The sequence below is a fragment of the Streptomyces sp. BL1 genome, from assembly GCF_057628045.1.
The window spans coordinates 4,875,463-4,897,091 of record NZ_JBXYWZ010000002.1; the positions used below are offsets into that span (position 1 = coordinate 4,875,463).

Below are 21,629 nucleotides of genomic sequence, written 5' to 3' on the forward strand. Positions count from 1 at the left end.
GCTGCGCGAGTGCGGTTCCGCTGGGGTTTGCGCAGTTCCCCGCGCCCCCTATCTGCGCCGCTTCACTCCAACTCCTTTGAACATGGCGGCAGTCGGTTCCGTACCCCCGCGCGGCACAGATCCGGAAACGGCTCTCGACCGGAGGTCAGGGGTGCGCGAGGATTCCGGCGTGGCCGCCGACAGAACATCGCCGGACGACGCCCTCATGAGGGCGCTCTACGCCGAGCACGCGGGCCCGCTCCTCGCCTTCGTCCTGCGGCTGGTGGCCGGCGACCGGCACCGCGCCGAGGACGTCGTACAGGAGACCCTGCTGCGCGCCTGGCGGAACGCCGAACAGCTGCGCGCCGCGCACGGTTCTGTACGTCCCTGGCTGGTGACCGTCGCCCGCCGCATCGTCATCGACGGGCACCGCAGCCGCAGCGCCCGCCCCCACGAGGTCGACCCGTCGCCGCTGGAGGCGCTGCCCGCCGCCGACGAAATCGACCGCGCCCTGCGGATGATGACGATCTCCGAAGCACTGGACGACCTCACGCCTGCACACAGGGAAGCTCTCGTCGAGACGTATTTCCGGGGCCGCACAGTGAACGAGGCGGCAGCGGTTCTGCGTATTCCTCCAGGGACGGTGCGCTCACGCGTGTACTACGCGCTGCGCGCGCTGAAGCTCTCGCTGGAGGAAAGAGGGGTGACGGCATGACGGAGAACGCCTCGGGGCACACCGCGCACACGGACGTCGGTGCGTACGTGCTCGGCGTACTCGACCCCGCCGCAGCGGAGCGGTTCGAGGAACACCTGGCGGCCTGCGACCGCTGCGCCGCCGAACTGGAGGAGCTGATGGGCCTCCAGTCGCTGCTCGCCGGGCAGCGGCAGGAGGCCGGCGTGCCCGCGCCCCCCGAACCGGCGCTGCTGGCACGGCTGCTGGCCGCGACAGCGGCCGAGCGCCGCACCCGGCGCACCCGCCGCCTGTGGCTGGTCGCCGCCGCCTTCGTGCTGGTGGCCGGCGGCCCGCTGGCCACCCTCGGGCTGACCGGCGACGACGACACGCCGCGGCAGACGGTGAGCGCCGCACGGCAGATGTACGCGCACGGCGAGAAGATCGGCGTCACCGATCCGCGGACGCGGGCCGAGGCCACGGTCTCCCTGGAGCGGAAGCCCTGGGGCACGCACGTCGCGCTGAAGCTGAGCGACGTACGCGGGCCGCTGAGCTGTGAACTGGTCGCCGTCGGCCCGCGCGGCAAGGAGCAGACGGTCACGACGTGGGCCGTACCGAAGGGCGGTTACGGCGTCCCCGGATCTGGCGACGACTGGTCGGCGAAGCCGCTGTACGCGTACGGCGGCGCCGCGTTCGACCGCGACGAGATCTCCCGCTTCGTCGTCCGCACCCTCGACGGGCGCACCCTCGCGTCGATCGGCGTGTGACGGCGTACGCCGCCCGCGCCGCTTACGTGCGCTGCGCACACCGCTTCGCGTACGGTGGACGGCTGCCCTAAGCAAGCAGAAGGGGGCCGCGGCGTTGAGAGCGCAGCACGACGAGGCCGGCCGGCAGGACACCGTCCGGGACCGTGAGATCCGCGAGGAGCAGGCGCACCTCGACGACGTCTACCGGCGGCTCGAAGAGAAGATCCACGAGGCCGAGTTCCTGATGGACGACGCCTCCAAGCGGGGGCAGGTCGGCACCCCCGGCGCCCTCGCCGAGCGCGACGCGCAGGTCTTCCGCGCCGGCGTCCATCTCAACCGCCTGAACAGCGAGTTCGAGGACTTCCTCTTCGGCCGCGTCGACCTGCTGCGGGGCAAGGACGGCAAGAAGGGCCCGGACGGCGCGTACACCTCCGTGGAGCCCGCCGAGGGCGCCGTCCGCGACGACCGCACCGCCGACATCGCCGAGACCCTGCACATCGGCCGGCTCGGCGTGCTCGACGCCGACTACTCGCCGCTGGTCATCGACTGGCGCGCCCCCGCCGCCGCACCCTTCTACCGCGCCACGCCCGTGCAGCCGGGCCGTGTCGTACGCCGCCGCGTCATCCGCTCGAAGGGGCGGCAGGTGCTGGGCGTCGAGGACGATCTGCTGCGCCCCGAGGTCCGGGCCAGCCTGGGCGGCGAGGAGCTGCCCGCGGTCGGCGACGGCGCGCTGATGGCGGCGCTGGGCCGGGCCCGCAGCCACTCGATGCGCGACATCGTGGCGTCCATCCAGGCCGAGCAGGACGAGGTGATCCGCGCCCCCGCGGCCTCCGTCACCGAGGTCGAGGGCGGCCCCGGCACCGGCAAGACGGCGGTCGCGCTGCACCGTGCCGCGTACCTGCTCTACCAGGACAGACGCCGCTACGCCGGCGGCATCCTGATCGTCAGCCCGACCCCGCTGCTGGTGTCCTACACCGAGGGCGTGCTGCCCTCGCTCGGCGAGGAGGGCCAGGTCGCCATCCGGGCGCTCGGCTCGCTGGTGGAGGGCGCCGAGGCCGACACGTACGACGAGCAGCCCGTCGCCCGGATCAAGGGCTCGGCCCGCATGGTCAAGGTGCTGCGCAAGGCCGCACGCGGGGCGCTCGAACTGGGCGAACTCCCGGACAGGCTGCGGGTGGTGGCGAACGGCGCCCGCGTCGAGCTGGACGCGGACGAGCTCCGCGAGGTCCGCCGCCAGATCCTCGGCGGCACCGCGCCGGTCAACCTGATGCGGCCGCGCGCCCGCAAGCTGCTGCTGGACGCCCTGTGGGCCAAGTCCGGTGCGCGCAGGCCCTGGTCGGACCCGGAGCTGGAGGCCGAGGCCCGCGAGGCGTTCGACGAGGACGTCTCCACGGAGGACTCCTTCCAGGACTTCCTGGCCGCCTGGTGGCCCGAGCTGACGCCCCGTCGGGTCCTCGCCGCCATGGCCGACGAACGGCTGCTGGCCCCCTGGGCCCGCCGGGTGCTGAAGCCCGCGGAGGTACGGCTGCTGGCGGGTTCGCTGGGCCGGCTGGACGAGACGGGCCAGGGCCCGCTGTCCGTACACGACGTGGCGCTCCTGGACGAGCTGCACCTACTGCTCGGGGCCCCGGCGAAGCCGAGGAAACGGGAGCTCGACCCGCTCGAACAGCTCACCGGACTGGAGGAGTTGACCACCGCGGCCGACCGCGACCAGACGCGCAGGGACCGCGCCGAGCGGCTCGCCGAGGAGCGCCGCGACTACGCGCACGTGATCGTCGACGAGGCGCAGGACCTCACGCCGATGCAGTGGCGGCTGGTCGGCCGCCGCGGCCGGCAGGCCACCTGGACGGTCGTCGGCGACCCCGCGCAGAGCTCCTGGACCGACCCGGACGAGGCGGCCGAGGCCCGTACGGAGGCGCTGGGCTCCCGGCCCCGCCGGCGCTTCGAACTGACCGTCAACTACCGCAATCCCGCCGAGATCGCGGAGCTCGCCGACCGGGTGCTGGCCCTCGCCATGCCGGGCAGCGTGCCGCCCAAGGCGGTGCGTGCGACGGGGCTGCAGCCGCGGTTCACCGCCGTCCCGGACGGCGGTGAGGACACGCTGCGCGCCGCCGTACGGGCCGAGGCGCAACGGGCGTTGGACGGGCTCGGCGAGGAGGGCGGCACCGTCGGCGTCGTCGTCGCCATGGGCCGGCGGGCCGCGGCGCGGGAGTGGCTGGCGGACCTGGGCGACCGTGTCGTGGCGCTGGGCAGCCTGGAGGCCAAGGGCCTCGAATACGACGCGACGGTCGTGGTGTCCCCCGCGGAGATCGCCGACGAATCGCCCGCGGGACTGCGGGTGCTGTACGTGGCGCTGACCCGGGCCACGCAGCGTCTTCTGGTGGTGGCGGGGGAGCGGGACCTGCCCGACCGGACCGGAGTTCCGGACCTGCTGCGGGACTGAGGCCGCAGCACCCGAGTGACGCGAACGTCGGTGTTAGCCTGGTGGTGGCACCGGCCCGATCCATGCCCCCGGGCCCAACCATAGTCGCTTCGAGCGACCACTTGCCGCGAGGCGAGCTGGCGGGTCGGTGTCACTGACTTCGTCCAACAGGGCAGCCGCGCAAGGGCGTTCAGCCGATGACGCGAACCCCTTCGGCCTGCGGGCCCTTCCGGCCCTCGCCGATCTCGAACTCCACGCGCTGGGCGTCCTCCAGGCTGCGGAAGCCGTTGCCGTCGATCGAGCTGTAGTGCACGAAGACGTCGGGCCCGCCGCCCTCCTGTGCGATGAATCCGTAGCCCTTCTCGGCGTTGAACCACTTGACCGTGCCCTGAGCCATGTTCCTGGTCTTTCGTGAGGGGGTGAGCATGTGCGGAGGGAGCCTAAGTCGGTTTACGCCGTTTTACGGGTATTGGATCCGGTTTTCCCGCGAAGGAGTGGGGGGTTCCCTTCCGCTGACGCCCTCTCGTATGGTGGAAGTTCATTTCCGCGAACAGGGGTTGTTACCGCGTACCAATTGGTAGGTGGGACGATCTGAAGAGTGCCCGGCCCCCGGAGCCGGGCTGCATACGTGCACATAGGGAAAGCAGAGGGAAGTCGGCAATGAGCTCGGCGCCAAGCGTCTCGTACTCGATGACGGTCCGCCTCGAAGTCCCCGCGGGCGGGACAGCGGTCAGTCAGATCACCACGGTCGTGGAGTCGTCGGGCGGTTCGGTGACCGGCCTCGACGTCACCGCATCCGGCCACGAACGGCTGCGGATCGACGTCACCATCGCGGCCTCCTCGACGGCGCACGCCGACGAAATCGTCGACAAACTCCGCGAGATCGAGGGTGTGGCCCTCGGCAAGGTCTCGGACCGTACGTTCCTGATGCACCTCGGCGGCAAGATCGAGATGTCGTCGAAGCACCCCATTCGCAACCGTGACGACCTCTCCATGATCTACACCCCGGGCGTGGCCCGGGTGTGCACCCAGATCGCGGAGCACCCGGAGGACGCGCGGCGTCTGACGATCAAACGGAACAGCGTCGCGGTCGTCACCGACGGCTCGGCCGTGCTCGGCCTGGGCAACATCGGCCCGAAGGCCGCGCTGCCCGTCATGGAGGGCAAGGCGGCCCTGTTCAAGCGGTTCGCCGGCATCGACGCCTGGCCGATCTGCCTGGACACCCAGGACACCGACACCATCGTGGAGGTCGTCCGCGCGCTGGCCCCCGGCTTCGCCGGCATCAACCTGGAGGACATCTCCGCGCCGCGCTGCTTCGAGATCGAGGCGCGGCTGCGCGAGGCCGTCGACATCCCCGTCTTCCACGACGACCAGCACGGCACCGCGATCGTCGTGCTCGCCTCGCTGTTCAACGCGCTGCGCGTGGTGGACAAGCGGATCGAGGACGTACGGGTCGTCATGTCCGGTGCGGGCGCGGCCGGTACGGCGATTCTCAAGCTGCTGCTGGAGGCCGGCGTCAAGCACGCCGTCGTCGCCGACATCCACGGCGTGGTGCACTCCGGCCGGCAGGACCTGGTCGGCGCGGAGGAGGGCACGCCGCTGCGCTGGATCGCCGACAACACCAACCCGGAGGGTGTCACCGGCACGCTCAAGGAGGCCGTCGTCGGCGCGGACGTCTTCATCGGCGTCTCGGCCCCGAACGTGCTCGGCGGAGAGGACGTCGCCAAGATGGCGAACGGCGCGATCGTCTTCGCGCTCGCCAACCCGGACCCCGAGGTCGAGCCCGCGATCGCGCGCGAGACGGCGACCGTCGTGGCCACCGGCCGCTCGGACTTCCCGAACCAGATCAACAACGTGCTGGTCTTCCCCGGTGTGTTCCGCGGTCTGCTGGACGCCCAGTCGCGGACCGTCAACGACGAGATGATGATCGCCGCCGCGCGGGCGCTGGCCGACGTGGTGCTCGAGGACGAGCTCAACGCGAACTACATCATCCCCAGCGTCTTCAACGAGAAGGTGTCCGGGGCCGTCGCGGGCGCCGTCCGGGACGCGGCCCGCGCCGCCGGCGAGGCCATGGAACCGGCCCCCGCCACCCCCGCGTCCTGACCCCGGGCCGTACGGTCGGGACTCCGCCGGTGCACGGCACCCCGGCTGTTCCGCCGCGTACCACGCCGTGGCGCCCGGTGCGTTCCGACGCAATCGGGCGCCGATGACGGCGCGTCGGTGGGCGGCGGCACGGACGGGCCCCTTAGGGTTGCGGGCAGACAAAGCCTATGGAAAGTCACCACTGCGAGCCACTGGAGCTTTTCGTGTGACTCCGTAGCTGCCCACAGGGTGCCGGATTGGCTTTCCCGCCGCTGGTGGGGGCAGGATGCGTCACTGGGCGCGAGGGTCTGAAAGCAGACCCGGGTCCGGGGACTGTCCGAGGGCCCTGGCAGCATCGGCTTCGATCTCACGCCTCATCGGCAAGAAGAACACGGGAGTAAACGAGTTATGAACCGCAGTGAGCTGGTGGCCGCTCTGTCCGAGCGCGCCGAGGTGACCCGTAAGGACGCGGACGCCGTGCTGGCCGCCCTGGCCGACACCGTTGGTGAGGTCGTCGCCAAGGGCGACGAGAAGGTCACCATCCCCGGCTTCCTCACCTTCGAGCGCACGCACCGTGCCGCTCGCACCGCCCGCAACCCGCAGACCGGCGACCCGATCCAGATTCCGGCCGGGTACAGCGTCAAGGTTTCCGCGGGCTCGAAGCTCAAGGACGCCGCCAAGGGCAACTGAGCCCCCTGGCGTTCGGAAACGCAAAGGCGAGGGGCGGCCACCCGGTTTTCCGGGTGGCCGCCCCTCGTGCGTGTCTGCGCCTCCCGGACGGCGCGCTGGCCGCAGGGGGCCGGATGCCGTACGGGAGGCGCCTGAGCGGCTTCTGAGCGCCCCTCAGGAGGCGCCGAGGGAAACCAGGTCCACGCCCTCCAGTGAGTCCGTCAGCAGCGTGCGCGGTCCCGCGGCGATACCGGGGACGGTCGGGACCGCCAGCACCCGGCAGCCGGCGGCGAGCGCGGCCGCCGCGCCCGTCGGGGTGTCCTCCACGGCGAGGCAGTCCCGCGGGTCCACGCCCAGGGCCCGGGCGGCGGACACGTACGGATCGGGGTGCGGTTTGTCACGGCCCGCCTCGCCCGCGGCGACGGAGTGCGCGAAGCGGTGCCGGCCGAGCCGGTCCAGCACCAGCCCCGCGACGGCCCGTTCGGAGGCCGTGACGAGCGCCACGGGGATGCCCAGTTCCGCCGCCGCGTCCAACAGCCGCAGCGCGCCCGGCTGGACGGTCACCCCGGCGGCCACCCGCTCGGCGAACGCGCGGTCCAGCATCTTCGCCGCGCGCTCCGTGGTGAGCTCCGGCACGCGCGGGGCGAGGAGTTCGGCGCCGTCCGCGATGGTGAGACCGGCGAACTGGAGAACGACGGGGTCGTCCGTACGGGTGCCGAGATGCTCGGCGACGGCGGCCAGCCAGTCGCGCTCGGTGTCGACGAGTGTTCCGTCCATGTCACACAGCAGGGCGGCGGGGAGAGAAGGCATACGGTGCGGCTCGCTCGGTGTCAGCCCGTGGTGCGGGCAAGGGGGTTGGTGCGGGTGGAGTTGCGGACGGTGAAGACGACCGAACCGGGCCGGTAGCGGTCGTCGGAGGTCTCGACGGGCTGGCCGTCCGCCGTGGTCGTGGTGCGGCGGACGCGCAGCAGCGGGCTGCCGCGCCGTACTTGCAGATGGCGAGCCTCGACGGTGCCGGCGGACAGCGCGTCGATGTGGTGCTCGCCGTGCGCGAAGACCAGCCCCTCCTGCTCGTTGAGCGCCTGGGTCACCGACTCGCAGTCGGCGGGCAGGCGTTCGACCGCGGGGCCCGCCCAGCCGGCGTACACGGTGCGCTCCAGCAGGACGGGGTCGCCGTCGAGGGTGCGCAGCCGCATGACGCGCAGCACCCGTTCGTCCGGGCCGAGCTGGAGCAGCGCCGCCTCCTCCGGGCTCGCCGTGTCCCAGCCGGAGTCCAGTACGAGACCGCCCGCCGTGTGGCCGCCCGCCTGCGCCCACTGCGCGAAGCTGCGCAGCTCGGTGAAGGTCTGCCGGGGCGCGGTCGACAGGACGACACGGCGCGCGCCCTGGCGGGAGCCGATCAGACCCTCCGTCAGGAGCGTGGCGACGGCCTGCCGGACGGTGCCGCGGGACGCGCCGTGCTCCGCGGCCAGTTCGGCCTCGGAGGGCAGCGTGGACCCCACGGGGTGGCGGCCGTCGGAGATGGCACGGCGCAGCGCGTCGGCGATCTGCTCGTGGCGTCGGGTCACTGCGGGCTCCTCGGTACGCGGAGTGTGCGCTCGTTGCGAGCGGACTCCGATCATGTCACCTGTGCACAGTAGTGCGCATCCCATCAGGGGTGGGCAGATGCTTATTACCGCTTCCGCGGAAGCTAAACCTCGTTGTCCATAACGCTATGAGCTGGGGTTTTGCTGACCTGGGAGGTTTGTGGAAGAGGGTCGGCGCTGTTAGTTTTCCTGGGCTTGTTGAAGACCACTTGTCCAAACAGGTGGCTGCCGGTAGACCACGGGAGCAGCATGTGAAGGCACACCATCGACGCCGTACTGTCACGGCCGCCGCGGCGTTCGCCGTCACGGTGGCCGTCGGCGGATGCGGCGCGGCACCCGCGCAGAGTGTGAACAGCAAGGCGGCGAAGGCGCGTTCGGCGGAGGACTTCGGCGGGATGCGCGAACTGGTCGCCGCAGCCCGCGAGGAAGGTTCGCTGAACGTCTACGCGCTCGCGCCGACCTGGGCCAACTACGGCGCGATGATCAAGGCGTTCGAGAAGAAGTACGGCATCGAGGTGCACAACGAGGACCCGGGCGGCAGCAGCCAGGGCGTCCTCAACGCCGCCGTGAAACGGCAGGGCCAGACCCGCGCCGTGGACGCCATGGACCTGGGCGGCTCCTTCATGCGCAGCGCCAAGGCCAAGCGGGTCCTCGCCCCGTACAAGGTGCGGGACTGGAAGCGGATCCCGGCCCGTATGAAGGAACGCGACGGCTCGTACCAGACCAACTACGGCGGCTACGTGTCGATCGGCTGCGACGAGAAGGCCGTCGCGCACTGCCCGCGCACTCTGAAGGAACTCCTGCGCCCCGAGTACCGGAACAAGGTCGCGCTGAACGGAAATCCGAACGAATCCACCTCCGCGTACGGCGCGGTGGTCGCCGCCGCGCTCGCCAACGGCGGCAGCTTCGACGACGTACAGCCCGGCCTGGACTTCTTCCGGAAGCTCAAGGAGAAGGGCAACTTCCTGCCCGTCGAGTCGACCAAGGCCACCATCCAGAAGGGCGAGACGCCCATCTCCGTGGACTGGGACTACCTCAACCTCGGCTACCGCGAGGAGCTGCGGTCCAAGGGCATCGACTGGAAGGTCACCGTGCCCTCCGACGGCCAGTACGCGGAGTACTACAACCAGGGCGTCAACGCCTTCGCCCCGCACCCGGCGGCGGCCCGGCTGTGGCTGGAGTTCCTCTACAGCCGCGAGGGCCAGAACATGTGGCTCAAGGGCTTCTCCCGGCCGGCGCTGCTGGAGGCCATGGAACGGGACGGCACGGCGGACAAGAAGGCGGCACGGCAGCTGCCCGAGGTGGCCGGCGAGCCGGAGTTCCCCGACGCGGACCAGGAGGCCGAGGCGCAGAAGGCGATCAGTGAGGGCTGGGGTGCCGCCGTCAGCTGACCCCGCGCACCCGCCGCCCCCTCACGTTGGAGACCCCATGTTCGAACTTCCCGCCCCCGCCCGGGCCGTACGCGCACGCAGGCGCACACCGCGCTGGCCGGCCGTCGTCCCGTTCTTCGTCTTCCTGGCGCTCTGCTTCGGCCTGCCCGCCGGATCGATGGCCGTGAACGCCTTCACCGTCATCGACCCCGGCACCGGGGCGAGCCACTACAGCACCGCGAACGTCACCGGATCGCTGTCCGGCGTGTACGCCACCGGGCTGACCGGCAGCATCGAACTGTCCCTGCTGACGGCCGTACTGGCCACCGTGCTCGGCGCGGTCGTCGCCCAGGCGCTCATCAACGCGAAGAGCCCGGCGCTGCGCAAGCTGACCGTGTCCGCGTGCGGCGTCTTCGCCAACTTCAGCGGCGCGCCGCTCGCCTTCGCCTTCATCGCGACGCTCGGCACCACCGGAACCCTCACCCGGCTGCTGGGCCTGGAGAGTTCCGGCTTCAGCCTCTACACCTTCACCGGACTCGTCCTCGCCTACCTGTACTTCATGGTGCCGCTGATGGTCGCCACCGTGCTGCCGGCGCTCGACGGGCTGAAGAGCCAGTGGCGGGAGGCCGCCGCGTCCTGCGGGGCCACCCGCGGACAGTTCTGGCGGCACGTGGGACTGCCCGTGCTCACCCCCGCGCTGCTCGGCGGCGCCGTGCTGATGTTCGGCACGGCCTTCGCCTCGCACGCCACCGCCGCGGTGATGACCGGCAGTTCGGTGCCGGTCCTCACCATCCAGATCGCCAACGCCCTCTCCGGGAACGTGCTCGCGGGACAGGAGAACCTGGCGCTCGCCATGAGCCTCAACATGGTCGTGGTCGCGCTGCTGGTGATCGCCGTACAGATCCCCCTGCAACGACGGAGCTCCCGATGGCTGGGCTGACCCACACCGCGCCCCCACCGGCGCCTCCCGCGTCCCCCGCATCCACCGAGCCGGCGGCGCCGGCGCCGGTACGCGACTCCCGCCGCCGGCGCGGCGGTTGGGGCGGCGCCCTCGTACTGCTGTGCGCGGCGCTGTACTTCCTGGTGCCGGTCGCGGCCTCGCTCTGGTTCACCGTGGACACCCCGGGCGCCTCGGGCCTCGACCTGTCCCCGTACACGCAGGGGCTGACCTCCGACGGGATGGCGAGCAGCCTGCTGCTCTCCGTCGGCCTGGGACTGGCGACCGTCGCGCTGGGGCTGCTGCTCATGGTGCCGACGATGGTCGCCGTCACCCTCCATCTGCCGCGGCTGCGGCGGGCCGTGGAGATCCTCTGCATGGCCCCGCTGATGGTGCCGCCCATCGCCCTCGTGGCCGGCGTGAGCACCGTGCTGTCGTGGCAGCAGGCGCTGTCCGACACCCCGTTCTGGAAGACCTTCCAGGTGCTGCAGAACGACAGGTTCCCGCTGGTGCTGGTGCTCGTCTACACCGTCATGTCGCTGCCCTTCCTGCACCGTTCGCTCGACGCGGGACTGCGCGGCGTCGACCTGAAGACCCTCGTGGAGGCCTCCCGCAGTCTGGGCGCCTCCCGTACGGCCACCCTGTACCGCGTCGTACTGCCCAACCTGCGACACGCCCTCGTCAGCGGCGCCGTGCTCAGCCTGGCCATGGTGCTGGGGGAGTTCACCGTGGCCTCGGTGCTCGGCTTCACCCCGTTCGCCGTGTGGATGGTGCAGACCGGCGAGACCGAGGCCCAACTGTCCGTCGCCGCCGCCATGCTGAGCCTGCTCATCACCTGGGGCCTGCTGCTTCTGCTCACCACCCTCGCCGGCGGGCGAGCCCGCCGTACCCGGAGGACCACCGCATGACCGCCACCGCCACCGCCGCCGCCACAGAGAAGACCCGCGCCCCGGAACAGCGCGCCGGAGTGCCCGTACGGCTGGCCGGACTGCGCCGTACGTTCGGCGGCACCGTCGCACTGGACGGGCTGGACCTGGACATCGCACCGGGCGAACTCGTCGCGCTGCTCGGCCCCTCCGGCTGCGGCAAGACGACCGCGCTGCGCATCATCGCGGGCTTCGAGACGGCCGACCGGGGCGAACTGCTGATGGACGGCGAGGACATCGCGGGCACGCCGGCGAACGAGCGCGACATCGGCATGGTCTTCCAGTCCTACAGCCTCTTCCCGAACATGACCGCCGCCGAGAACGTCGCGTACGGCCTGCGGGTGCGCGGTACCGGCAAGGGGGAGCGGGCCCGGCGCGCCGCCGAACTCCTGGATCTGGTCGGCCTGCCGGGCCGTGGGGGCCACTACCCGCACGAGCTGTCCGGCGGCCAGCAGCAGCGCGTGGCACTCGCCCGCGCCCTCGCCGTACAGCCGCGGGTGCTGCTGCTCGACGAACCGCTGTCCGCGCTCGACGCGAAGGTGCGGCTCCAGCTGCGCGAGGAGATCCGGCGCATCCAGCTGGAGCTGGGCATCACCACCGTCTTCGTCACCCACGACCAGGAGGAGGCGCTGTCGATGGCCGACCGGGTCGCCGTGATGAAGGACGGCCGGCTCGAACAGTGCGCGGCCCCCGCCGAGTTGTACGAGCGTCCCGCCACCCCGTTCGTCGCCGAGTTCGTCGGCACCATGAACCGGCTGCCCGGCACGGTCCACGAGGACGGCACGGTCGGCCTGTTCGGCGCGCGGCTGCCCGTACACGGCACGGCGCCGGCCGCCGGGACGGACGTCGACGTACTGGTGCGGCCCGAGGGGCTGAAGGCCGCGCCGTCCGGGGAGGGGACGGACGGCGCGGCGGAGGGCCCCGCGGAGGGTGTGGAGGCGACCGTGCGGGTGACCACCTTCCTCGGGGCCACGACACGGCTGCACCTCGTCACGGACGAGGGGACCGCCTGCAAGGCCGACCTGCCGAGCCGGTACGCCGGTCAACTGGCCGTGGGCGCACGGTGCGTGGTCGCCCCGCAGGGCGGCCCCGTGCTGGTCGAACCCCGCGGCTGACCGCGCACACGCGGGACTGACGGCGTACACGCCGGACTGACGCACACACGCGGGAGGGGCGGTCACCGAGCACGGTGACCGCCCCTCCTGTGCGTGTTCTTCTGCTTGTCCGGCGCGCCCGCGGGCCACCGGACCGCCGCGCTACGGCCGTTCGACCTTGGCGCCGAGCGAGCCGAGCTTCTCCATGAAGTTCTCGTAGCCGCGGTTGATCAGGTCGATGCCGTGCACCCGTGAGGTGCCCTGCGCCGCCAGCGCCGCGATCAGATACGAGAAGCCGCCGCGCAGGTCGGGGATGACCAGATCGGCGCCCTGCAGCTTGTTCGGGCCCGAAACCACCGCCGAGTGCAGGAAGTTGCGCTGTCCGAAGCGGCAGGCGGAACCGCCCAGGCACTCGCGGTAGAGCTGGATGTGCGCGCCCATCTGGTTGAGCGCGGAGGTGAAGCCCAGCCGGGACTCGTACACCGTCTCGTGCACGATCGACAGGCCGGTCGCCTGCGTCAGCGCGACGACCAGCGGCTGCTGCCAGTCCGTCTGGAAGCCCGGATGCACGTCGGTCTCCAGCGCGATGGACTTCAGCGGGCCGCCCGGGTGCCAGAAGCGGATGCCGTCGTCCAGCACCTCGAAGGCGCCGCCGACCCTCCGGAAGGTGTTGAGGAAGGTCATCATCGGCTTCTGCTGGGCGCCGTGCACGAAGACCTGGCCCTCGGTGGCCAGCGCCGCGCTCGCCCAGGAGGCCGCCTCCAGGCGGTCCGGGAGCGCGCGGTGCGTGTAGCCGCCGAGCTTGTCGACACCGGTGATCCGGATGGTCCGGTCGGTGTCCATGGTGATGATCGCGCCCATCTTCTGGAGCACGCAGATCAGGTCCTCGATCTCCGGCTCGACGGCCGCGTTCGAGAGCTCCGTCACGCCTTCCGCCAGCACGGCGGTTAGCAGCACCTGCTCGGTGGACCCGACGGACGGGTACGGCAGGCGGATCTTCGTGCCGCGCAGGCGCTGCGGCGCCTCCAGGTACTGGCCGTCGGCGCGCTTCTCGATGGTGGCGCCGAACTGCCGCAGCACGTCGAAGTGGAAGTCCACCGGGCGGCCGCCGATGTCGCAGCCGCCCAGCCCCGGAATGAAGGCGTGGCCGAGGCGGTGCAGCAGCGGACCGCAGAAGAGGATCGGGATACGGGACGAGCCGGCGTGCGCGTCGATGTCGGCGACATCGGCGTTCTCCACATGGGAGGGGTCGATCACCAGCTCGCCGTGCTCGTCCCCGGAGAGGACGGTGGCGCCGTGCAGCTGGAGCAGCCCGCGCACGACGCGTACGTCACGGATGTCGGGCACATTGCGCAGACGGCTCGGCTCGCTGCCGAGCAGCGCGGCGACCATGGCCTTCGGTACGAGGTTCTTCGCACCGCGGACACGGATCTCGCCGTCCAGCGGGGTACCGCCGTGGACAAGCAGGACGTCGTCGGTCGGGACGGTCATGGATCTCCGCGTTCCTGGAGACGGGTTGGGACAAATGGCAATGCTAATGGCCGTCAGGGGCGGTTGGGTAAGGCCGTGGACGCCCTGTGACTGTCTGCGGCCTGACGGCAACTCGCCGTCGACCGTCCCGCGAAATGAGCGAGGGGCACCCGTGGAGGGGGCGGGTGCGGGATCATTGCCGCATGACCGAGGCGTCCTTGCTCGCCGGGCGGCTGCTCGTGGCCACCCCGGTGCTGGCCGATCCGAACTTCGACCGCGCGGTGGTGCTGCTCCTCGACCACGACGAGGAGGGCACACTCGGGGTGGTCCTGAACCGTCCGACGCCCGTGGACGTCGGCGACATCCTGGAGCCCTGGGCCGACCTCGCCGGTGAGCCCGGCGTCGTCTTCCAGGGCGGCCCCGTCTCCCTCGACGCCGCGCTCGGCATCGCGGTCGTCCCCACCGTCGACGGCGTGGACGCCGCGGACAGAGGGGGCGGTACGGGCGCAGGGGAAGGCGCCGTCGCGCGGGACGGCGCGGAAACGGACGACGGCGTACGGGAGAGAGAAGGCGCACAGGACGCGGGACTCGCGCACGCCGGAGGCGCGCAGGGCGAGGAGAGCGCCACGGACGGGCCGCTGGGCTGGCGGCGCGTGCACGGGGCCATCGGCCTCGTCGACCTGGAGGCCCCGCCCGAACTGCTCGCCGCCGAACTGGGTTCGCTGCGGATCTTCGCCGGTTACGCGGGGTGGGGACCGGGCCAGCTGGAGGACGAACTGTCCGAGGGCGCCTGGTACGTCGTGGAGGCCGAGCCGGGCGATGTGTCGTCCACCTCGCCCGAGGGGCTCTGGCGCTCTGTCCTGCGGCGTCAACGCAGTGAACTGGCCATCGTGGCCACGTACCCGGACGACCCGTCGCTGAATTAGGCTTGGTCTGTATGAGCACTCCTCTTGAGCCTGAGCGCGGGACCGGCACCGGCACACTTGTCGACCCGACCCCGGAGACGTCGCACGGTGACGGCGATCACGAGCGGTTCGCCCATTACGTCCAGAAGGACAAGATCATGGCGAGCGCGATGGAGGGCAGCCCCGTCGTCGCGCTCTGCGGCAAGGTCTGGGTCCCGGGTCGCGATCCCAAGAAGTACCCGGTCTGCCCCATGTGCAAGGAGATCTACGAGACCATGGGCGCCGGCGGCGACAAGAACGGCAAGGACGGCAAGGGCGGCGACAAGAAGTAGCCCCCTCGCCGGCCTTCCGGCCGGCAGTCCCCGCGGACCGGCTCCACAGCGCGCTGTCGCTGCGCTGTGCTTGTGGCCGTGCTTTGTGTGTCCCGGGCGGGGAGGGCGGCTGCGGTTCGCGTGGGGTTTGCGCAGTTCCCCGCGCCCCTTATCGCGCCGTTCCCCGCGCCCCTTATTTCGCGCCGTTCCTCGCGCCCCTCTCTCGCGCCCCTGTCTTGTGCCGTTCCCCGCGGCCCTGTTCGGGGCAGGTAGTCGCGGACCGGATGGTCTGAGACGCGAGAGAGGTACGCATGCCGGACACGGAGTCACTGCTTCCCGCCCCGCGCCGGGTGGAGTTCACGCGGGAGAGCGGGCGGACGTACACCTGGAGCGGCGGCCCGGACGACGTCCGTACGCGCACGGACGCCTCGTTGGGCGCCGAGGCGTACCGGCTGACCGTCGGCCCCGAAGGAGTGGAGATTACCGGCGGGGACGCGGCGGGGGTCTTCTGGGGGCGGCAGACCCTCAAACAGCTCCTCGGCCCGGACGAGTTCAGAAAGGCCGGGCCGCACGGGCCGGTGAAGCAGGAGCTGCCGTACGGCGTCGTCGAGGACGCGCCCCGCTTCCGCTGGCGCGGCTTCATGCTGGACGTGGCACGGCACTTCATGCCCAAGGACGGCGTGCTGCGCTACATCGACCTGCTCGCCGCGCACAAACTCAACGTGCTGCACTTCCATCTGACGGACGACCAGGGGTGGCGCCCCGAGATCAAGCGTTATCCGCGGCTCACCGAGGCCGCTTCCTGGCGGCCGCGCACCCGCGTCGGCCACCGCGCGTCCGACCTGTGGGACGAACGCCCGCACGGCGGTTACTACTCGCAGGACGACCTGCGCGAGATCGTCGCCTACGCGGCCGAACGGCACATCACCGTCGTCCCCGAGATCGACATCCCCGGCCACTCGCAGGCGGCCATCGCCGCCTATCCGGAGCTCGGCAACTCCGATGTGGTGGACACCACTTCACTCGGCGTCTGGGACACCTGGGGCGTCAATCCGAACATCCTCGCGCCGACCGACACCGTGCTCCGTTTCTACGAGGGCGTCCTGGAGGAACTGCTCGACATCTTTCCGTCCCCCTATGTGCACTTGGGCGGCGACGAGTGCCCCAAGGACCAGTGGCGGGCCTCGCCCGCCGCGCAGGAACGCATACGGCAGGAGGGTCTGGCCGACGAGGACGAGCTCCAGTCGTGGTTCATCCGGCACTTCGACCGCTGGCTCACCGCACGCGGACGCCGCCTCATCGGCTGGGACGAGATTCTGGAGGGCGGCCTGGCGGAAGGGGCAACCGTGTCGTCGTGGCGCGGCTACGCGGGCGGAATCGCCGCCGCACAGGCAGGACATGACGTCGTGATGTGCCCCGAGCAGCAGGTCTACCTGAACTACCGGGAGGACGGCGGCCCCGACGAACCCGTGCCCATCGGCTACGTGCGGACCCTGCGCGACGTGTACGCCTTCGAGCCCGTACCGCCGCAGCTGGCCGGAACGGACCGTGAACGGCACGTGATCGGCACCCAGGCGAACATGTGGACCGAAGTGACGGAGAACCAACAGCGCGTCGACTACCAGGTGTTCCCCCGGCTGGCGGCGCTCGCGGAGGTGGCCTGGTCCCAACTGCCGCCGCCCGCGGAGCGGGACACCGACGGCTTCGTACGCCGCGTCGAGGGCGCCCACCTCGCCCGTCTCGACGCACTCGGCGTCGACTACCGCCCGCCGTCGGGTCCGCGGCCGTGGCAGCGGCGTCCCGGCGTACTCGGACGCCCGATCGACGGACCGCCCCCGATCGTGTGAGCGCGGCCGAAGGGACGGCGCGGTGCGCGCCGTCCCTGGGAGCGTGACGGCGGGACCAAAACGCACAAGGTTCCCCAAGAGCGGTTATCCGGTTGATTGTCCGTGAGACGGGAGGACAGCGGGTGACTCCGGCAGTTCCCCCCTTCACGGACCCTCGCACCGTGGGTCCGGCAGGATGTGCCAGAGTTGCCACGTCCGGGCTGTGAGCACGTACCGTACGGGCACGGCAGCCGGGAAAACCGGGGAAGGGGCAGCGGCATTGAGCACGCACGCACAGCAGGCACGACATGCACCACAGGCTGTGCAGCCGTCCGTCATGCTGCCGTCGACACTGGACGAGGCCGTCGCGGCGCTGACCGCCGTGCCGGCGGCCGTGCCCGTCGCCGGCGGCACCGACCTGATGACCGGGGTCAACTCCGGCCAGCTGCGCCCCTCCGCGCTCGTCGGCCTGAACCGGATCAGCGAGATCCGCGGTTGGCAGTACCTCGACGGACACGCCCTCCTCGGTGCGGGCCTGACTCTCGCGCGCATGGGGCGGCCCGACTTCGCCGCGCTCATCCCGGCCCTCACGTACGCCGCGCGCGCCGCGGGACCGCCGCAGATCCGCAACGCGGGCACGCTCGGCGGCAACATCGTCAGTGCCGCGCCGACCGGTGACACGCTGCCCGTGCTGGCCGCGCTGGAGGCCACGGTCGTCATCGCGGGACCCGAGGGCGAACGGCGCGAGATCCCGGTCAGTCACCTCCTGGCGGGAGTCGAGATGCTCCGCCCTGGAGAGATCGTCGGATTCGTCCGGGTGCCGCTGCTGCACGCGCCGCAGACGTTCCTGAAGGCGACCGGCCGCACCGGCCCGGGACGCGCGCTCGCCTCGGTCGCCGTGGTGCTCGATCCGGCCCGGCGCGGCGTGCGTTGCGCGGTGGGCGCGGTCGCCCCGATGCCGCTGCGGCCGCTGGAGGCGGAGCGCTGGATCGCCTCGCTCATCGACTGGGACGGGCAGCGTGCCGCGCTCGCCCCGGAGGCGCTGCAGGCGTTCGGCGAGTACGTCGCGATGGCCTGTATCCCCGACCCGCAGCCCGCCGAGGACGGCGCGGAGACTCCCGCGCTGCCGCCCGCGGCGCTGCACTTGCGGCGTACGGTTGCCACACTGGCCCGCCGGGGACTCGGGAGGGCACTCGCATGACCAACGACAACACCTACGGCGACGGATACCCGTACGGGTACGACGGCGGATACCCCGAGGGGCACGGCTACGGCTACGACTTCGGCCACGGCGCTCAGGGGGACGCGTACGGGCAGGGCGACGGCCGGGCCCACGGCGAGCCGCACGGCGGCATGCACGGCGGGACCGACGCGTACGGCTACGCCTACGGCGGCGGCATGCCCCCCGCGCAGCCCCCGGCGGAGGGCTGGGGCGGCGAATACGACGCCGACGCCACGGCGTTCGTGCAGCTGCCCGCCGGCGGCTGGCCCGCGCTCGACCCGCAGAACGGCGCCGGAGCCGAGGCGTACGGCGACCCGCTCGCCGGTCCGCTGGCAGCGCCCGGAACGGGCCAGGGCGGATACACGCCGCCGCGCATCGAGGTCACCCAGCCGAACACCGGCACCTCCCCCGGAGGTCCGCTGACACCGGGCGCGACGATGGACCCGGCAGCGACCGGGCACTGGACCCTGCCCTATCAGGGGCAGCAGCAGGCACAGCCGCAGGCCGGCGCGGATCTCGGAGACCCGGGCGCCGGCGGCGAGTTGGGGTATCCGGACGCGCTCGGCGTGCCCGGCGGCGCGGGCGAACCCGCCGCCGGTGACGACGCGCAGGGGTCCGCCGCCGCGGCGATGGGGCAGGGCGCGGCGGCCGCGCTCGCCGGCTCGCACGAGGCGCGGACGCACCGCCGTCCGCTCGGTGAGGGCGGCGGCGCGGGAGTGCTGCCGCCGGACGCGTTCGAGCCGCAGCCGCCGCCGGAACCGCAGCCTCAGCAGCAGCCGCAGATGCACGACGAACTGTTCGCGGACGCACACGCGCGACGGCAAGTCCCGTTCGGGGGCGGCGGCTTCGAGCCCGCGGCAGAGCCGCCCTTCGACACCGGACTGCCCGCGGGCGAACCGGCGGACCACGGGGCGGTGCCCACCGCCCCGGACGGGTCCGGCGATCCGTTCGCGCAGCACGGGGGGCCGCTGCCCCCCGCCGCGCCGGAGGAGCCGGCCGGCACCCCGGACATGCAGGTGGCGCCCTCTCCGGAGGAGAACGCCGCCGACGAGTGGGCGGCCGGGCCCGGTTCCGCCGGTGTGTCCGGTGCCGTCCCCGCTCCCGCTTCCCCGGAGCCGAGCCGATCGGCCATCCCGTGGACCCCGTCCGTGCCCGAACGCGGCGAGCCCGCACCCCCGGTGAGCGGCGCGGGATGGGACGGCCCGTCCACGGAAGCGGCGTTCGCGGATGCGACGGATCAGTTTTCTTCGGACCACTTCTCTTCCGAACCGCAGAGCTCTTCGGAACCGCAGAACTCTGCGGAACCGCAGGGCTCGTCCGAACCGCAGAGCCTTTACGCACCGCAGGGCGGGTTCGTCCCGGAAGCCCCGGCAGAGGTCGCGCAGCCGCAGACCGGCCAGGACTGGACGGCGGCGAACCCCCTCGCGGGCATGCCGCCCGTGCCCGGTGAGGGCTGGCCCGCCGCGGGCCAACCGCCGCACGCCGAGGGCCCGTCCACGACGGGGCCGTCCACGACGGACGGGGCGCCGGTGGGTGGGACGGATGCGGCGGGCGCTGTCGGTACGGATGCCGCTGGTGTGGACGCCTCGGGTACGGGGGAGGCCGTGACGGCCGGTCCCGTAGGGGACGGTGCCGCTGGTGAGCCCGCGCCTGGTGAGTCCGAGCCCGCGCCGCAGGACGTGTCCGGCGGCCCCGCGCAGCCCGAGCCCGAACATGCCGCGCCCGCCGACACCCCGGAGCCCTCGCCCGCGCCCCCGGAGGAGGGGGCACCCGAACACGACGTCCCCGCTGGGGCACCCGAACATGACGTCCCCGCTCAGGAGGGCGTGCGCGGTGAGGGGTTGGCGCAGGAGGGGTTGGCTTCGGAGGGGCTGCTTCATGAGGGGTTGGCCCAGGAGGGGTTGGCCTCGGAAGGGCTGCTTCATGAGGGGGCGGCCCGTGAGGGGGTGACCTCGGAAGGGTTGGCCTCTGAGGGCGTGGCCCGTGAGGGGTTGTCCCAAGAGGGCGCCGCCCAGGAGGGGTTGGCCTCTGAGGGGCTGATCTCTGAGGGCCCGGCCGGTGAGGGGCTGCCTCAGGAGGGCGTGGCCCATGAGGGGTTGGCCTCTGAGGGGCTGATCTCTGAGGGCCCGGCTGGTGAGGCCCTGCCCCAGGAGAGCCCGGCCCGTGAAGCGCTGACCCAGGAGGGCACGGGCTCTGAGGGGCCCACCCAGGAGGGGGCCGCCTCTGAGGGCTCCGCCCCTCAGGGGATCACCCCCGAGGGCCCCGCCACCCAGGGCCCCGCCCTTGAGGGCTCGGCCCCCGAGAGCCCCGCCCCCGCCCATGACGTCCCCAGCGCAGCCGAAGCCCCGCACCCCGAGGCCCCGGACCAGGGCGCCCCGCACCAGGACACCCCGGCCCACGGCGTACCCGCGCAGGACGTCCCGGTCCACGAGGGTCCGCACGCGGAGCCCCCGCACCAGGACACCCCCGCCCACGGCGTATCCGTACCCGCTCCCGGCGACGCGGCCGTCTCCGACCGCACGTCCCCGGACGGCTCCGGTCAAGTCGAGGGCGCCCGCGAGGAGTTCACGCCCGCCGGAGGGGCCGAGGGCGCGGCAGCGGAGGCCGCGCCCGTAGGGGTCCCCGTCGACAGCCTGCCCGTGGACAGCTCGCCGGACAGTGCCGTCCAGGGTTTCGAGGGGTTCGCGCCCGTCGACGACGAGCACCCGCACACGTCGTACGTGCTGCACGTCAACGGCGTCGACCGGCCCGTCACCGACTCCTGGATCGGCGAGTCCCTGCTCTACGTACTCCGCGAGCGGCTCGGTCTGGCCGGCGCCAAGGACGGCTGCTCGCAGGGCGAATGCGGGGCCTGTTCCGTACAGGTCGACGGCCGGCTGGTGGCGTCCTGCCTCGTGCCGGCCGCGACGTCCGCGGGCAGCGAGATCCGTACCGTCGAGGGGCTCGCCGCCGACGGCACGCCCTCCGACGTACAGCGGGCGCTGACCGAATGCGGCGCCGTGCAGTGCGGGTTCTGCGTGCCGGGGCTCGCCATGACCGTGCACGACCTGCTCGAAGGCAACCACGCGCCCAGCGACTTGGAGACCCGCAAGGCCATCTGCGGCAATCTCTGCCGCTGCTCCGGCTACAGCGGCGTCCTCGACGCCGTCCGTACGGTCGTCTCCGAGCGGCAGGCCAAGGCCGCCCGCGAGGCGGACGAGGCGGCGGACCGGTCCCAGCGGCACGAGCAGCAGCCCGAGGGCGAACTGCACGCCGGCCGCGACCAGTCGGGGCCCGTACTGCCGGGACCCGCGGTGGGCGGCGACGACACGGCGCGGATTCCGCACCAGGGCGGCCCCGGCACGGGCGGCATCCACTACCCCGAGGGAGGCGGCGCATGACCGCGCGCCGCGCCCCGCGGCGGATCGCGGACAG

17 protein-coding genes and 1 pseudogene are annotated in these 21,629 nt (G+C 72.3%); 14 read left to right on the forward strand and 4 right to left on the reverse strand.

Annotated features, from left to right (window positions below):
- Positions 1–151: 151 nt before the first annotated feature.
- The 3 genes from AC3AGO_RS21405 (at position 152) to AC3AGO_RS21415 (ending at position 3,838) form a co-directional block, all read left to right on the forward strand.
- Positions 152–694, forward strand: a complete 543-nt coding sequence (locus tag AC3AGO_RS21405; RefSeq protein ID WP_487821838.1) for a sigma-70 family RNA polymerase sigma factor — start codon at positions 152–154, stop codon at positions 692–694.
- A complete protein-coding gene (locus AC3AGO_RS21410; RefSeq protein ID WP_487821839.1) occupies positions 691–1,416 on the forward strand; it encodes an anti-sigma factor family protein in 726 nt (241 codons plus the stop codon). The genes AC3AGO_RS21405 and AC3AGO_RS21410 overlap by 4 nt, the downstream gene beginning before the upstream one ends.
- A 94-nt stretch (positions 1,417–1,510) precedes the next feature.
- Positions 1,511–3,838 (forward strand): HelD family protein, encoded by a 2,328-nt coding sequence (locus AC3AGO_RS21415; RefSeq protein WP_487821840.1) that lies wholly within the window; start codon positions 1,511–1,513, stop codon positions 3,836–3,838.
- 169 nt (positions 3,839–4,007) lie between these two features.
- Here the strand turns inward: AC3AGO_RS21415 and AC3AGO_RS21420 are convergent, their stop codons facing one another.
- Positions 4,008–4,214 (reverse strand): cold-shock protein, encoded by a 207-nt coding sequence (locus AC3AGO_RS21420; RefSeq protein ID WP_487821841.1) that lies wholly within the window; start codon positions 4,212–4,214, stop codon positions 4,008–4,010.
- Between the two features lie 263 nt (positions 4,215–4,477).
- On the opposite strand from AC3AGO_RS21420, the gene AC3AGO_RS21425 reads away from it, so the two are divergent.
- Positions 4,478–5,920, forward strand: a complete 1,443-nt coding sequence (locus tag AC3AGO_RS21425) for an NAD-dependent malic enzyme (RefSeq protein WP_487821842.1) — start codon at positions 4,478–4,480, stop codon at positions 5,918–5,920.
- Positions 5,921–6,307: 387 nt separating this feature from the next.
- On the forward strand, positions 6,308–6,589 hold the full coding sequence (locus AC3AGO_RS21430) for an HU family DNA-binding protein (protein WP_345748889.1): 282 nt from the start codon (positions 6,308–6,310) through the stop codon (positions 6,587–6,589).
- A gap of 153 nt (positions 6,590–6,742) precedes the next feature.
- On the opposite strand, the gene AC3AGO_RS21435 is transcribed toward AC3AGO_RS21430, so the two are convergent.
- Both AC3AGO_RS21435 and AC3AGO_RS21440 read right to left on the reverse strand, forming a co-directional pair.
- The gene (locus AC3AGO_RS21435; RefSeq protein ID WP_487821843.1) at positions 6,743–7,378 is read right to left on the reverse strand and encodes an HAD family hydrolase; all 636 of its coding nucleotides are present in this window, start codon (positions 7,376–7,378) and stop codon (positions 6,743–6,745) included.
- A gap of 20 nt (positions 7,379–7,398) precedes the next feature.
- Positions 7,399–8,136 (reverse strand): GntR family transcriptional regulator, encoded by a 738-nt coding sequence (locus AC3AGO_RS21440; protein ID WP_487821844.1) that lies wholly within the window; start codon positions 8,134–8,136, stop codon positions 7,399–7,401.
- A 269-nt stretch (positions 8,137–8,405) separates the two neighbouring features.
- Between AC3AGO_RS21440 and AC3AGO_RS21445 the strand changes: the two genes are divergently transcribed.
- From AC3AGO_RS21445 to AC3AGO_RS21460, 4 genes are read left to right on the forward strand one after another with little or no spacing between them, the layout of a single operon-like run.
- On the forward strand, positions 8,406–9,545 hold the full coding sequence (locus AC3AGO_RS21445) for an extracellular solute-binding protein (protein WP_487821845.1): 1,140 nt from the start codon (positions 8,406–8,408) through the stop codon (positions 9,543–9,545).
- A gap of 37 nt (positions 9,546–9,582) precedes the next feature.
- The gene (locus tag AC3AGO_RS21450) at positions 9,583–10,464 is read left to right on the forward strand and encodes an ABC transporter permease (RefSeq protein ID WP_487821846.1); all 882 of its coding nucleotides are present in this window, start codon (positions 9,583–9,585) and stop codon (positions 10,462–10,464) included.
- Entirely contained in the window at positions 10,452–11,369 is a 918-nt protein-coding gene (locus AC3AGO_RS21455) for an ABC transporter permease subunit (protein WP_487821847.1), read from the forward strand. Before AC3AGO_RS21450 ends, AC3AGO_RS21455 begins: the two co-directional genes overlap by 13 nt.
- Complete coding sequence (locus tag AC3AGO_RS21460) at positions 11,366–12,502, forward strand: ABC transporter ATP-binding protein (RefSeq protein WP_487821848.1); 1,137 nt, start codon at positions 11,366–11,368, stop codon at positions 12,500–12,502. The genes AC3AGO_RS21455 and AC3AGO_RS21460 overlap by 4 nt, the downstream gene beginning before the upstream one ends.
- A 141-nt stretch (positions 12,503–12,643) precedes the next feature.
- Here AC3AGO_RS21460 and murA read toward each other — a convergent pair whose 3' ends face one another.
- Positions 12,644–13,972 (reverse strand): UDP-N-acetylglucosamine 1-carboxyvinyltransferase, encoded by a 1,329-nt coding sequence (gene murA / locus AC3AGO_RS21465; RefSeq protein WP_487821849.1) that lies wholly within the window; start codon positions 13,970–13,972, stop codon positions 12,644–12,646.
- Positions 13,973–14,154: 182 nt separating this feature from the next.
- Between murA and AC3AGO_RS21470 the strand changes: the two genes are divergently transcribed.
- The 5 genes and pseudogenes from AC3AGO_RS21470 to AC3AGO_RS21490 form a co-directional block, all read left to right on the forward strand.
- Positions 14,155–14,877 (forward strand): YqgE/AlgH family protein, encoded by a 723-nt coding sequence (locus tag AC3AGO_RS21470; protein ID WP_487821850.1) that lies wholly within the window; start codon positions 14,155–14,157, stop codon positions 14,875–14,877.
- A gap of 11 nt (positions 14,878–14,888) precedes the next feature.
- Positions 14,889–15,188 (forward strand): DUF3039 domain-containing protein, encoded by a 300-nt coding sequence (locus AC3AGO_RS21475; protein WP_487821851.1) that lies wholly within the window; start codon positions 14,889–14,891, stop codon positions 15,186–15,188.
- Positions 15,189–15,478: 290 nt separating this feature from the next.
- A complete protein-coding gene (locus tag AC3AGO_RS21480; protein WP_487821852.1) occupies positions 15,479–17,014 on the forward strand; it encodes a beta-N-acetylhexosaminidase in 1,536 nt (511 codons plus the stop codon).
- 316 nt (positions 17,015–17,330) lie between these two features.
- The gene (locus tag AC3AGO_RS21485) at positions 17,331–18,194 is read left to right on the forward strand and encodes an FAD binding domain-containing protein (RefSeq protein WP_487824746.1); all 864 of its coding nucleotides are present in this window, start codon (positions 17,331–17,333) and stop codon (positions 18,192–18,194) included.
- Between the two features lie 2,717 nt (positions 18,195–20,911).
- A pseudogene (locus AC3AGO_RS21490) lies at positions 20,912–21,595 on the forward strand ((2Fe-2S)-binding protein); the annotation flags it as partial.
- Positions 21,596–21,629 lie beyond the last annotated feature (34 nt).

Bases quoted from the DNA above. Each gene is read 5' to 3' on its own strand.
- AC3AGO_RS21410 (WP_487821839.1), top strand. From the start codon at position 691: ATGACGGAGAACGCCTCGGGGCACACCGCGCACACGGACGTCGGTGCG.
- AC3AGO_RS21420 (WP_487821841.1), bottom strand. From the start codon at position 4,214: ATGGCTCAGGGCACGGTCAAGTGGTTCAACGCCGAGAAGGGCTACGGA.
- AC3AGO_RS21425 (WP_487821842.1), top strand. From the start codon at position 4,478: ATGAGCTCGGCGCCAAGCGTCTCGTACTCGATGACGGTCCGCCTCGAA.
- AC3AGO_RS21430 (WP_345748889.1), top strand. From the start codon at position 6,308: ATGAACCGCAGTGAGCTGGTGGCCGCTCTGTCCGAGCGCGCCGAGGTG.
- AC3AGO_RS21435 (WP_487821843.1), bottom strand. From the start codon at position 7,378: ATGCCTTCTCTCCCCGCCGCCCTGCTGTGTGACATGGACGGAACACTC.
- AC3AGO_RS21450 (WP_487821846.1), top strand. From the start codon at position 9,583: ATGTTCGAACTTCCCGCCCCCGCCCGGGCCGTACGCGCACGCAGGCGC.
- AC3AGO_RS21455 (WP_487821847.1), top strand. From the start codon at position 10,452: ATGGCTGGGCTGACCCACACCGCGCCCCCACCGGCGCCTCCCGCGTCC.
- AC3AGO_RS21460 (WP_487821848.1), top strand. From the start codon at position 11,366: ATGACCGCCACCGCCACCGCCGCCGCCACAGAGAAGACCCGCGCCCCG.
- murA (WP_487821849.1), bottom strand. From the start codon at position 13,972: ATGACCGTCCCGACCGACGACGTCCTGCTTGTCCACGGCGGTACCCCG.
- AC3AGO_RS21470 (WP_487821850.1), top strand. From the start codon at position 14,155: ATGACCGAGGCGTCCTTGCTCGCCGGGCGGCTGCTCGTGGCCACCCCG.
- AC3AGO_RS21475 (WP_487821851.1), top strand. From the start codon at position 14,889: ATGAGCACTCCTCTTGAGCCTGAGCGCGGGACCGGCACCGGCACACTT.
- AC3AGO_RS21480 (WP_487821852.1), top strand. From the start codon at position 15,479: ATGCCGGACACGGAGTCACTGCTTCCCGCCCCGCGCCGGGTGGAGTTC.
- AC3AGO_RS21485 (WP_487824746.1), top strand. From the start codon at position 17,331: ATGCTGCCGTCGACACTGGACGAGGCCGTCGCGGCGCTGACCGCCGTG.